Annotated in this window: 12 protein-coding genes; 4 read left to right on the top strand and 8 right to left on the bottom strand. The window is 64.5% G+C overall.

What is annotated here, in order from left to right; all coding sequences use genetic code 11:
• Positions 1–46 precede the first annotated feature (46 nt).
• From ACPFMA_RS16720 to ACPFMA_RS16710, 3 genes are all read left to right on the top strand, one after another.
• Positions 47–1,885, top strand: a complete 1,839-nt coding sequence (locus ACPFMA_RS16720) for an amidohydrolase (RefSeq protein ID WP_064304305.1) — start codon at positions 47–49, stop codon at positions 1,883–1,885.
• A gap of 59 nt (positions 1,886–1,944) precedes the next feature.
• Positions 1,945–2,574 carry an isochorismate family cysteine hydrolase YcaC gene (ycaC, locus tag ACPFMA_RS16715; RefSeq protein WP_064304099.1) on the top strand — a complete coding sequence of 210 codons (630 nt, stop codon included), beginning with the start codon at positions 1,945–1,947 and terminating at the stop codon, positions 2,572–2,574.
• 255 nt (positions 2,575–2,829) lie between these two features.
• Positions 2,830–4,404: a hypothetical protein gene (locus tag ACPFMA_RS16710; RefSeq protein ID WP_425928258.1), complete on the top strand. Its 1,575-nt coding sequence runs from the start codon at positions 2,830–2,832 to the stop codon at positions 4,402–4,404.
• A gap of 31 nt (positions 4,405–4,435) precedes the next feature.
• Here the strand turns inward: ACPFMA_RS16710 and ACPFMA_RS16705 are convergent, their stop codons facing one another.
• On the bottom strand, positions 4,436–5,455 hold the full coding sequence (locus ACPFMA_RS16705) for an alpha/beta hydrolase (protein WP_064304101.1): 1,020 nt from the start codon (positions 5,453–5,455) through the stop codon (positions 4,436–4,438).
• Positions 5,456–5,618: 163 nt separating this feature from the next.
• Between ACPFMA_RS16705 and ACPFMA_RS16700 the strand changes: the two genes are divergently transcribed.
• Positions 5,619–6,500, top strand: coding sequence for a LysR family transcriptional regulator (locus ACPFMA_RS16700; protein WP_064304102.1), 882 nt, complete (start codon positions 5,619–5,621; stop codon positions 6,498–6,500).
• Here ACPFMA_RS16700 and ACPFMA_RS16695 read toward each other — a convergent pair.
• The 7 genes from ACPFMA_RS16695 to ACPFMA_RS16665 all read right to left on the bottom strand — a co-directional run bounded on the left by ACPFMA_RS16695 (position 6,490) and on the right by ACPFMA_RS16665 (position 11,931).
• Positions 6,490–7,053 (bottom strand): NUDIX hydrolase, encoded by a 564-nt coding sequence (locus tag ACPFMA_RS16695; RefSeq protein WP_009407877.1) that lies wholly within the window; start codon positions 7,051–7,053, stop codon positions 6,490–6,492. The genes ACPFMA_RS16700 and ACPFMA_RS16695 overlap by 11 nt on opposite strands.
• A 2-nt stretch (positions 7,054–7,055) precedes the next feature.
• Positions 7,056–7,808, bottom strand: coding sequence for a GntR family transcriptional regulator (locus ACPFMA_RS16690; protein ID WP_425928257.1), 753 nt, complete (start codon positions 7,806–7,808; stop codon positions 7,056–7,058).
• 91 nt (positions 7,809–7,899) lie between these two features.
• Entirely contained in the window at positions 7,900–8,289 is a 390-nt protein-coding gene (locus tag ACPFMA_RS16685; RefSeq protein WP_064304103.1) for a carboxymuconolactone decarboxylase family protein, read from the bottom strand.
• A 176-nt stretch (positions 8,290–8,465) separates the two neighbouring features.
• Positions 8,466–8,951, bottom strand: coding sequence for a flavin reductase family protein (locus ACPFMA_RS16680; RefSeq protein ID WP_064304104.1), 486 nt, complete (start codon positions 8,949–8,951; stop codon positions 8,466–8,468).
• A gap of 13 nt (positions 8,952–8,964) precedes the next feature.
• Positions 8,965–10,446 (bottom strand): aldehyde dehydrogenase, encoded by a 1,482-nt coding sequence (locus tag ACPFMA_RS16675; protein WP_064304105.1) that lies wholly within the window; start codon positions 10,444–10,446, stop codon positions 8,965–8,967.
• Positions 10,443–11,276: an alpha/beta fold hydrolase gene (locus tag ACPFMA_RS16670; protein ID WP_064304106.1), complete on the bottom strand. Its 834-nt coding sequence runs from the start codon at positions 11,274–11,276 to the stop codon at positions 10,443–10,445. The genes ACPFMA_RS16675 and ACPFMA_RS16670 overlap by 4 nt, the downstream gene beginning before the upstream one ends.
• Positions 11,277–11,340: 64 nt before the next feature.
• Positions 11,341–11,931 carry an amino acid synthesis family protein gene (locus tag ACPFMA_RS16665; RefSeq protein WP_420058850.1) on the bottom strand — a complete coding sequence of 197 codons (591 nt, stop codon included), beginning with the start codon at positions 11,929–11,931 and terminating at the stop codon, positions 11,341–11,343.
• Between the last annotated feature and the right edge of the window lie 262 nt (positions 11,932–12,193).

The following is a 12,193-nucleotide window of genomic DNA, read 5'->3' as shown; positions in this document are numbered from 1 at the left end:
GCCGCGGTTGTCCTTCGCTTCACTCACTCCAGACCAGGGACCTGCAATGAATGCCGATCTGATTCTGTTCAATGGCCGCTTCCATACCGTGGACCGGGAAAAACCCGAAGCCAGTGCCGTGGCGATCAAGGATGGGCGCTTCGTCGCCGTCGGCACCGACGCCGAAGCCATGGCTACCCGCGGCAGCGCCACCCGGGTCATCGACCTCAAGGGACGCTGCGCCATCCCCGGCCTCAATGACTCGCACCTGCACCTGATCCGCGGTGGCCTCAACTACAACCTGGAGCTGCGCTGGGAAGGCGTGCCGTCCCTGGCCGATGCCCTGCGCATGCTCAAGGACCAGGCCGAGCGTACGCCGAGCCCGCAGTGGGTACGGGTGGTCGGCGGCTGGAATGAATTCCAGTTCGCCGAAAAGCGCATGCCCACCCTGGAGGAAATCAACCAGGCGGCCCCGGACACCCCGGTGTTCATCCTGCACCTGTACGACCGCGCCTTGCTCAACCGTGCTGCGCTGCGCGTGGCGGGCTACACCAAGGACACGCCGAACCCGCCGGGTGGCGAGATCGTCCGTGATTCCCGTGGCGAGCCGACCGGCATGCTGGTGGCCCGGCCGAACGCGATGATCCTCTACTCGACCCTGGCCAAGGGGCCGAAGCTGCCCCTGGAGTACCAGATCAACTCGACCCGCCAGTTCATGCGCGAGCTCAACCGCCTCGGCCTGACCAGCGCCATCGACGCCGGCGGCGGTTTCCAGAACTACCCGGACGACTACGAGGTGATCGAGCACCTGGCCAAGGAAGACCAGTTGACGGTGCGTATCGCCTACAACCTGTTCACCCAGAAGCCCAAGGAAGAGCTGGCCGACTTCAAGAACTGGACCGGCAGCGTCAAGCTGCACCAGGGCGACGACATGCTGCGGCACAACGGTGCCGGCGAGATGCTGGTGTTCTCCGCTGCCGACTTCGAGGACTTCCTCGAACCACGCCCGGACCTGGCGCCGTCCATGGAGCAGGACCTGGAGCCGGTGGTGCGCCATCTGGTCGAGCAGCGCTGGCCGTTCCGCCTGCATGCCACCTATGACGAGTCCATCAGCCGCATGCTCGACGTGTTCGAGAAAGTAAACCGCGACATTCCGTTCAACGGCCTGCCCTGGTTCTTCGATCATGCCGAGACCATCACTCCGCGCAACATCGAGCGGGTGCGAGCCCTGGGCGGCGGTATCGCGATCCAGGACCGCATGGCCTTCCAGGGCGAGTACTTCGTCGATCGCTACGGCGCCAAGGCCGCCGAAGCCACGCCGCCGATCAAGCGCATGCTGGCCGAAGGCGTGCCGGTGGGGGCCGGGACCGACGCGACCCGGGTGTCCAGCTACAACCCGTGGACCTCGCTGTACTGGATGGTCAGCGGCCGTACGGTCGGCGGCCTGGCCCTGCACCAGGAAGGCCTGCCGCGTTCCACCGCGCTGGAGCTGTTTACCCATGGCAGCGCCTGGTTCTCTTCCGAGCAGGGCAAGAAGGGCCAGATCAAGGTCGGCCAACTGGCCGACGTGGCAGTGCTCAGCGCCGACTTCTTCAGCGTCGAGGAAGAGGCGATCAAGTGGATCGAGTCGCTGCTGACCGTGGTCGGCGGCAAGGTGGTCTATGGCGCGGGCGAGTTCGACGGGCAGGGGCCGAAGGACATCCCGGTGCTGCCGGACTGGTCGCCGGTGGTCAAGGTCCCGGGGCACTGGCGCCCGGCCTCGCCGTTGCAGGCCCAGGTGCACCAGTGCAGCGGGCCGTGCGCGGTGCATGCGCATACCCATGAACGGGCGCGCCTGTCCAATGTGCCGGTCAGCGACTTCCAGGGCTTCTGGGGCGCGTTCGGCTGTTCCTGCTTCGCTTTCTGAGTTCCACCCCGGCGCAGGCAGGGGCCTGCGCCTCTCTTACCGTCAGAGGAGTCATGAAAATGAGCAACGACTACAAACGCCTGAACAAGGATGACGCGGTGGTGTTGCTGGTGGATCACCAGACCGGGCTGATCTCGCTGGTACAGGACTTTTCGCCGAACGAATTCAAGAACAACGTGCTGGCCCTGGGCGACCTGGCCAAATTCTTCGGCCTGCCGACCATCCTCACCACCAGCTTCGAGCAGGGCCCTAACGGCCCGCTGGTACCGGAACTGAAGGAACTGTTCCCGGATGCGCCGTACATCGCCCGTCCGGGGCAGATCAACGCGTGGGACAACGAGGACTTCGTCAAGGCGATCAAGGCCACCGGGCGCAAGCAGCTGATCATCGCCGGCGTGGTGACCGACGTGTGCGTAGCCTTCCCGACCCTGTCGGCCATCGCCGAAGGTTATGAGGTGTTCGTGGTGACCGATGCGTCCGGCACCTTCAACGAGACCGTGCAGCAGGCGGCCTGGGCGCGGATGAGCGCGGCGGGTGCGCAACTGATGAACTGGTTCTCGGTGGCGTGCGAGCTGCACCGCGACTGGCGCAACGACATCGAAGGCCTGGGTAACCTGCTGTCGCAACGGATTCCCAACTATCGCAACCTGATGAACAGCTATGCCGCGTTGACCACTGCGCAGAAGTAATGCACGGCGGCGACGCGTACCCGCTCTCATGGAACAAAACATAACTTTTTGACTTGCAGGGACCTTGTGGGAGCGGGTTCATCGGAACGCCGCTCGCTCCCACAGGATACGCGTCGTGCTTTGGAACTGTTCTTTGCGCGGACTCCCACAGGGTCGCGGTGCGCTGCTCCTCGAATACATTGATGGCAAAACGCTATTTCCCCTGTCATCCCATCTCCCTACAATCGAATGCTCACTCCAGGGAGAAACGCCTTGATGTTCGATTCACCGCTTAAGTTCGGCCTATCCATTTCCGCCCGCGGGCTGATCGATGACACCTGCCTGGCGATGATTCCTGGCGCGGTCGTCGGTATCTGGGACGTTCTGCACGAGGATCATGGGCTCACCGGTGGCGAGGAGGTCTACGCACGGCTGGAGCAATGCCTACAGCCGTTGCAACAGGTACGCTCGAGCATCGCCTTGCTCGAGCGCAAGGTCGCGGCTTATCGCTTGAACCTGGACAAGTACCAGATCGCCCCGGCGCTCACGCTGATCGAATCCCTCTACCACGATTACGACCAGGCGCTGGAAAAGCTCATTCAGGGCATCCGCGAACAGTCCGCCGGCAGCCCGCAGGGCGCGGCCGACCGCTTCGTCAGCCAAGGCCGCCTGAACGGACTGGCCAGCCGCGTCGGCGAGGAACTGGGAGCGAGCCTGCTGACCCTGCAACGCATGCTCAGCACGTCCTACGCCCAGTACTTCCTCCGGCCGTTCCAGGAGGACCTGAACCAGCGCGACTTCGTTTCGTTCTTCTACCTCAGCAAATACTGCTATGCGCGTTTCTTCCTTGCTCAGGTCAAGGCGTTCCTGCTGTTGCATCTGGTCCAGGCCGACGCCTGCCAGCAGTTCCGTATCCAGAACGACCTCGACGACTTCGAGGTATTGCTGGGCCGCCAGGAAAGGGAAATGACGCACTGGCTGCCCGACGAGGTGCTGGCCTTGGTCGAGCAACTGGCACGGGAGCGCGAGGGCATGCGCGGCGCCGTGTCGGTGAGCTGGCGCTCGGGTCTGGGCGACAACGGCCTGCGCTTCGGCAGCGACGGTGGCGTGCACCCCTGCGTCGAGGTCCAGGAGTGGCGTCTGGAGCCCATCGGGGCCTTGGTCTTCAACCCGCAGGTCGACCAGCTTTTCCGCATCAAGCACGCGGTGTCCGGGAATATTCTGCAGATCGGTGGCGCGGCCGGGGTGATGGGGGTCACCGACTACAAGGCCGTCAAGGACGGCTGGAAGATCAGTTGGAACGCTGCGCATGAGGTGTTCAATCTGCAGTTCAAAAGTTACACGGGCGACGCCAACAACGACGTTCGGCTGGTTTCCCGCAGCGGGCCGAACCGATCGATGAGCGAGGTGCGCCTGGATGGCAAGCGTGTCGATCACCCCTATGAAACCGAGCAGCAGTTCTTCATCGAACCGTACTACCAGGTATTCGCCGGGCGTGACCGGATGCTGGTGGGCGAGCATCTGGTGCCCAATGGTTTCGTGATGTCGGAAGGCGGAGCCTATACCTTGCTGTACCGCTCCAACGGCTCGGTGATGCTGGTCAGGGGTTCCGATAACAAGACGGTATGGATCGCCGCCGAGCGCCATGGGCGACCACCGGCGCGCTTGATGTTGCAGCCGGACGGCAATCTCGTCGCGTATGACGTCGATGGCGCGGCCTATTGGTCTTCGGGCAAGTACTTCAAGGACCAGCAGGCCCTGTACAAGCGTTCGGTGCTGCGGGTGCGCAAGGATGGACGGGTAGAGATCCGGGTGCCGGGACAGGAGATTTTCTGGATTACGCCGCAATAAAAAAGGGGGCTGCAAGGCAGCCCCCGGGGCATCACTGCAGATGCGTTTTCAGCTCCAGCGCCGCCTGGCGCATCGCCGCCTGCACTTCCGGCACCTTGGCCAGCGGGTTGAGCAGGCCGTAGTCGTGGATCATGCCGTTGTAACGCACCGCCGTGACATCCACCCCGGCCGCATCCAGCTTGCGGGCATAGGCCTCGCCTTCGTCACGCAGCACGTCGAATTCGGCGGTCTGCACCAGCGCCGGCGGCAGGCCCTTGAGCTGTTCGGCGCTGGCGCGCAGCGGCGAGGCGTGGATGCCGGCGCGCTGGGCCTGGTCGGTGGTGTAGTTGTCCCAGAACCATTTCATCATCCCGGTGGTGAGGAAGTGGCCTTCGGCGAACTGCTTGTACGAAGCCGTCTCGAAGCTGGCATCGGTCACCGGCCACAGCAGCAACTGGAAGCGCAGTGCCGGAGCCTTCTGTTCCTTGGCCATCAGCGCGACCACCGCGGCCATGTTGCCGCCGACGCTGTTGCCGGCCACCGCCAGGCGGCTGCTGTCGACACCGATTTCCTTGCCATGCTCGGCTACCCAGCGGGTGGCGGCATAGGCCTGGTTGATCGCGGTCGGGTAGTGGGCTTCCGGCGACGGCGTGTAGTCGACATACACCGCCACCGCGCCGGAACCGACCACCAGGTCGCGGATCAGGCGCTGGTGGGTAGGGAAGTCACCCAGCACCCAGCCGCCACCGTGGAAGAACATGAACACCGGCAGCTCGCCAGCAACCTTGGCCGGGCGGACGATCTTCAGGGTGACCTTGTCCTGGCCGACGCTGATGGTCTTCTCGCTGACCTCGATCCCGGAGAGATCCACCTGGACCGAAGCCTGGGCACCGGTCAGTACCGCACGGGCGTCTTTCGGTGCCAGTTGTTCCAGCGGTTTGCCGCCGCCTTTCTCCAGGGCTTCGAGGAAGGCCTGGGTCTGCCGTTCGACGCCCGGGCTGCCGGCGGCGAACGCGTTGCCGATGGAGAGGGCGAGGAGGGTGGCGCCGAGGGTTTTGGTGACCAGTTTCATGTTGGGATTCCTTTTCTTCGCGTTAGGTATGGGCAGCAAGGTTAGATGCCATCAGCGCCGCGGGTTGGGTTTCGGCTGCGCTGTAAGGTGTGCCCAGATTATTGAGATGCGAGTAAGTGAAAAAGCCGCTATAAAGCGTTTTACTGTCCACCGGAAAGAGACAATGAACCCCTTCGAAGATATGCGAATCTTTGCCCAGGTCATGGAGTCCGGCAGCTTCACCGCTGCGGCCGACAAGCTGGGCCTGTCCAAGCAGTTCGTCAGCCGGCGCCTGATGGCCCTGGAGGAGCGCCTTGGCGTGCGCCTGCTCAACCGCTCGACCCGGCGCCTCGATCCGACGCCCCTGGGCCAGAGCTACTACGAGTCATCCCTGCGCCTGCTCAACGAGGTCGAGCAGGTGGAGCAGGGCATCGCCGGGCAGACCAGCGAGCCCCGCGGCACGGTGCGCGTGAGTGCACCGCTGTCGTTCGCCGTGGCGCATCTCGGCTGCCTGCTGCCGGAGTTTCTCCAGCGCTACCCGCAGGTCAGCGTCGAGGTGGACCTGAGCGACCGTTCGGTGGACCTGCTCGGCGAGGGCTACGACCTGGCCCTGCGTATCGGCGTGCTGGAGGACTCGACCCTGATTGCCCGGCGCCTGGCGGCCATCGACCGGGTCTATTGCGCAAGCCCCGAATACCTGGAACGCAAGGGCACGCCGTCACGCCCGGACGATCTGGTCAACCATGAGTGCCTGCCTTATGGACATGGTCGCCAGGTGCAATGGCGTTTCCTGGAACAGGGCAAGTTGCGCACGGTCACCGTGTGCGGGCGCATGCGTGCGAACAACGGCGAGCTGCTGCGCGATGCGGCCGTGAAGGGCATGGGGATTACCTATCTGCCGACCTTCATCGTCGGCGAGGCGTTGGCGACGGGGCAACTGGTGCCGGTACTCGAGGATTTCGTCACCGAGCCGTTGCAGCTCTCGGCGGTCTATCCGCAACACCGGCAAAGCGCGCGTCCGGTACAGGCGCTGATCGAATTCATGCGCGAGCGCCTCAGCGCATGAAGTGCACCTTGCCGCTGTCGTCATTGCCCATGTAGATGCCATAGACCCCGGCCTGGCGTTCCTCGATATAGCGTTCGAGGATCTGCCGGATCGCCGGGTAGTAGATGGCATCCCAAGGAATTTCATCCGGCGCGAAGAAGCGGCAGTCCATGGTTTCCGGACCCCATTGGCCAGTGATCTCCACGGCCACGGCACGGAAGATGATGTACACCTCGCTGATCCTCGGCACGCTGAAGATCGAGTAGGGTGAGACGATGTCGCCGCGCACCCCGGTTTCTTCCCAGACCTCGCGCAGCGCCGCCTGCTCGGTGGTTTCCCCGGCTTCCATGAAGCCCGCCGGCAAGGTCCAGGTACCGGGGCGCGGCGGGATGCCGCGCTGGCACAGCAAGTATTTGCCGTCGCGCTCGATGATGCAGCCGGCGATGATCTTCGGATTGATGTAGTGGATATAGCCGCAGGCACCGCACATCAGGCGTTCGTGGGTATCGCCGTCCGGTCGTCCCTGTTGCAGCGCGGCCGAGCATTGCGGGCAGAAACGCGGGACGGCAGGCATGATCAGCGGCCTATGCGGGGTTCTTTGAGGGCGATCGGCGTGGTGATCTCGCGCATCTTGCCGGCGTCTTCCTGCTTCGAGCGCAGGTAGTCGAGGGCCACCTTGGCGGCAGCGCGGACGTGATCCACCGAGGCCTGGTGCGCGGCCAGCGGGTCGCCGCTCTTGATCGCCTCGACGATCTTCTCCATTTCCCGGTTGCTCGCGCCGCGGCGGTTTTCCTGGGATACGGAAGTGGCGCGCAGGTAACTGATGCGCGCCTGCAACTGGCGCAGTTGGGTGGCGGCGACATGGTTGCCGGAACCTTCCAGCAGCACGTCGTAGAAGCCCTGCACCGATTCCAGCACCTGTTGCAGCTCGCCGTTGGTGAGGGCGTTGCGGTTCTCCTCCAGGGCCTTTTCCAGGGCACGGATGTCCTTGGCCTTGGCGTTGAGGGTGAACAGCTGGACGATCAGGCCTTCGAGCACGCAACGCAGCTCATAGATGTCGCGGGCGTCCTCGAGGGTGATGATGGCGACGCGCGGGCCCTTGGCATCGGCGAATTCCACCAGGCCTTCGGATTCCAGGTGGCGCAGGGCTTCGCGCACGGAGGTGCGGCTGACGCCGAGGCGGTCGCACAGGTCGCGTTCGACCAGGCGGTCGCCGGGCAGCAGGTGGAAGTTCATGATCGCGCTGCGCAGCTTGTCGAGCACGATTTCGCGCAGGGTAACGGGATTGCGGTTGACCTTGAAGCTGTCGTCGAGTGGCTGGCGTTTCATTGTCTGCGCTCTGCAATTGGCTGTTGCGCCAGCGACATCGACGCACTCGCCGATCGGGTGCGTCCTGCGGTGGGTCCAGAACAGCCAGTGTTTAACTGGTTGACTCCGAGTCGGCCTCGGCGAAGGCTTCGCGGGCCAGGCGGAAGCTGTCCACCGCCGCGGGTACACCGCAATAGATACCGACCTGGAGCAGAATCTCGCGTATTTGTTCACGACTCAGTCCGTTGCGCAAGGCGCCGCGGATGTGCAGCTTGAGCTCGTGGGGCCGGTTCAACGCGGAAATCATTGCCAAGTTTATCATGCTGCGTTCTTTCAGCGACAAACCGTCACGGCCCCAGACATGGCCCCAGCAGTACTCGGTAACCAGTTCCTGCAGGGGCCTGGTGAAGTCGTCGGCGTTCTGGATGGACCGGTTGACGTACGCCTCGCCCAACACCTGGGTGCGGATGGCGAGGCCTTTTTCGTACTTCTCGTTGCTCATCTCGGGCTCCTGCATGCTGAAGAAAAACGGGGTGCCGCAAACCGAAGGTGAGTGGTTGCCAGGCGACACCCCTGAAAGCTTGGTTGACCGTTCGGGCCCTATCGCGGGTGAACCCGCTCCCACAGGGTTACGCGGTCAATGTGGGAGCGGGTTCACCCGCGATGAAGTCCTCAGGACTAGCCCAGGTTCGGCAGGGCGCCCAGCTTGCCCTTGTGGTAGATCATCGGCGTCACTGGCTGCTCGGGAAGGATCAGGTTCTTCACTTCGCCGACGATGATCGCGTGGTCACCGCCATCGTATTCGCGCCAGAGTTCGCATTCGATCACCGCCGTGGCGTTGGCCAGCACCGGGTTGCCCAGGGCGCTGAGGCTCCATTCGATGCCTTTGGCCTTGTCCTTGCCCTTGCCGGCGAAGGCGTAGGCTTCGGCGGTCTGGCCGGCGGCCAGCAGGTGAATGGCAAAGCGCTTGCTGTCACGCAGGATCGGGTAGGTGTCGGAGGCATAGTTGGGGCAGAACAGCACCAGCGCCGGTTCGATCGACAGCGCGCTGAAGGCGCTGGCGGTGATGCCGACGATGCCACCTTCGGCATCCAGCGTGGTGACGACGGTCACGCCGGACGGAAAGGAGCCCATCACGTCTTTGTAGATGCCGGGTTCGATCATTTCAGTTCACCTCTCAGCGCATCACGAAGGGGTCGGGCATGGGCGCGGTCGAGAGGTTGATCCAGACCGTTTTCAGTTCCGTGTAGGCCAGCACCGAGTCGATGCCGCTTTCGCGGCCATAGCCACTGTTCTTGAAACCACCGATTGGCGCCATGGCAGACACCGCGCGGTAGGTGTTGACCCAGATGATCCCCGAGCGCACGTCCCGGGCCAGGCGGTGGGCACGGCCCAGATCGCGGGTCCAGATGCCGGCGGCGAGGCCGAACTGCGAGTCGTTGGCGATCGCCAGGGCCTCTTCCTCGGTCTTGAAGCGGATCACCGCCGCGACCGGACCGAACACCTCTTCCTGCATGATCTTCATCGAATTGCTGTCGCACTCGAACAGGGTCGGCTCGTAGAACCAGCCGTCACCCTCGACCTCGGCGCGCTTGCCGCCCATGCGCAGGCGCGCGCCCTCGGCCGTGGCAGCGGCGACCAGGCCCTCGACCACTGCCAGTTGCTGGGCGGTGGCCATCGGGCCCATCTCGCTGCTTTCGTCCTGCGGGTTGCCGATGCGGATGCGCCTGGCGCGTTCGATCAGGCGCTCGACGAACGCGTCGAAGATGTCGTCCTGCACCAGCAGGCGCGAACCGGCCACGCAGCTCTGCCCGGAGGCGGCATAGATGCCGGCCACGGCGCCGTTGATGGCGCTGTCGAGGTCGGCGTCGGCGAAGATGATGTTCGGCGACTTGCCGCCCAGTTCCAGCGACAGCTTGGCGAAGTTCTCGGCACTGCTGCGTACCACGTGGCGCGCCGTGGCGGCGCCGCCGGTGAAGGCGATCTTGCGCACCAGCGGGTGGCGGGTCAGCGCCGCGCCGGTGCTCGGGCCGTAGCCGGTGACCACGTTGACCACACCGGCCGGGAAGCCGGCCTCGAGGGCCAGGCGGGCCAGTTCGAGGATGGTTGCCGAGGCGTGCTCGGACGGCTTGATCACGATGGTGTTGCCGGCGGCCAGTGCCGGGGCCAGCTTGATCGCGGTCAGGTACAGCGGGCTGTTCCACGGAATGATCGCAGCGACCACGCCGATCGGTTCATGCACCGTGTAGGCGAACAGGTCCGGCTTGTCGAGGGGCAGGGTGCCGCCTTCGAGCTTGTCGGCAAGGCCCGCGGTGTAATGGAAAAACTCCGGCAGGTAGCCGACCTGGCCGCGGGTTTCGCGGATCAGCTTGCCGTTATCGCGGCTTTCCAGTTGGGCCAGGCGCTCCTTGTTCTCGGCGATCAGGTCGCCGAGGCGGCGCAGCAGCTTGCCCCGGGCGGTGGCAGTGAGGCCACGCCAGGCCTTGCTGTCGAAGGCCTTCTGCGCGGCCTGCACGGCCAGTTCGACATCGGCTTCGGCGGCGTCGGGCAAGGTTGCCCAGGCTTGCGCGGTGGCCGGGTCGAGGCTGTCGAAGGTCTGGCCGCTTTGGGCATCGAGCCACTGGCCGTCGATGCACATCTGGAAATGGGTGAGAGTCATGCAACGATCCCCTTGGCTGAATCGGAGAGAGTGCGGGCGTGCCCGAGGAAGTCCAGCAGCATCTGGTTGACCAGGCGCGGCGACTCCACCGCCATCATATGCCGCTGCTCGGCCAGGACCACGCTTTGCGCGCCGGGAATGCGCGCAGCCAGTTCCCGGGTCATGCTCGGGGTCGAGCCGAGGTCGTGCTCGCCGGTGGCGATCAGGGTCGGCACCTGGATGCTGCCCAGGTCGTCGGCGCGGTACATGTCCTGGGTGGCGAACAGCTCGTAGGTGGTCAGGTAGCCTTGCGGGTCGTTGCTGGCCAGGGTCTGGCGGATGGCTGCGACCTGGGCCGGGTTGGCGGCCTGGTACTCGCGGCTGAACCAGCGCGCCAGGGCCGCTTCGGCATTGGCATCGGGGCCGTGTTCGGCCGCCTGGGCGGCACGGGCGATAACCCCGGCGCTCTGCTCGGGGCTGCGGTTGAAGACGCTGTTGAGCACCACCAGCGCCGCCAGGCGTTGCGGGAAGTGCAGGGCGAAGGCGCGGGCGACCAGGCCGCCCATGGAAAAGCCGATTACCGTGGCCTGGGCGATCTGCAGATGATCGAGCAGTTCCGCCAGTTGTTCGGCATACCCCTGCAGGTCGGTACCCGGCTGGGGGCGCGGGCTCTGGCCGTGACCGAGCATGTCGTAGGCGATGACACGGTAGTCGTTGGCGAGGCCGACGAACTGTCCGCCCCACATTTCTTTGTTCAGGCCCACGCCGTGGATCAGTACCACGGGTTGACCCTGGCCGGTAGCCAGGTAGCTGGTGCCGGCAGGTGTACGTTCAGCGACAGGCTGAATCATGGTGGGGCGCTCCTTCAGGGTCGGGCGTGGTGCGGCCCACGCGCCGGCCCGGTGGACGGTATTGTTATTGGTTTTTTTCAGCGGCCAGTTCTTCCAGGTCGATGTAGCGGTTGCCGATGCGCGGGTGCAGGCGGCCACCGTCGGAAGCGCCGAGGACCACGACGATCTCGTCGGCACGCGGGGCGTCTTCGATCTGCATTTCCAGGGTGATGTAGTGCGAGCGCAGGCCTTCGTCGTCCTTCTGCATCATCGGGATCTGGATCGAGGTACCCGGGCCGCCGCGCTTGTTGGTGAAGCTCAGGTAGCTCTTGGCCTGGACCGCTTCGCGGTAATGGTTGCCGAAGCGCAGGGTGTGGATCACCGCCGACGCGTGCTCGATCTCGCCGTCGGCGCCGACCACTGCGGCTTTACCGTAGGCCTCGATCCTGTCGGCACCGCCGATGGCGGCGGTCAGGCGCTCGACCATCAGAGCACCGAGGTCGGAGCAGTTGGCGCGGATTTCCGGCTTGAGGTCTTCGACGAAGCCACGCCCGGCCCATGGGTTCTTGATCACCACGGCCAGGCCGACCATGGTCACCGGCTTGTCGGTGGCCTTGCCGCCTTCGATGCGGGTTTCTTCGGAGTAGGTGACGATCTTGCGGATTTCGAAACTCATGGGGCGGGGCTCCTGTGGAGTGTGTTCAGGTCTTGTTGTCTGATGGTATACCATAATATTTGATGTGCAAGAGGGTGGCAGGAAATTTCTGCGGGGGAGGGGATAAGTGGTTGCAGGGGGATGCGCAGTGGGGGTTGTGGTGACCGTGTGGGAGCGGGTTCACCCGCGATAGCGTCGGTGAATTCACCATCGCAATCGCGGGTAAACCCGCTCCCACAGATGAGGCGTCAAGGCTTCTAGTGAGGTTTGTTCAGTTGACGAA

It is taken from the genome of Pseudomonas sp. NyZ201 (assembly GCF_049860765.1).
Lineage (GTDB): Bacteria > Pseudomonadota > Gammaproteobacteria > Pseudomonadales > Pseudomonadaceae > Aquipseudomonas > Aquipseudomonas bharatica.
This window is presented reverse-complemented; position numbering and strand designations above follow the sequence as displayed.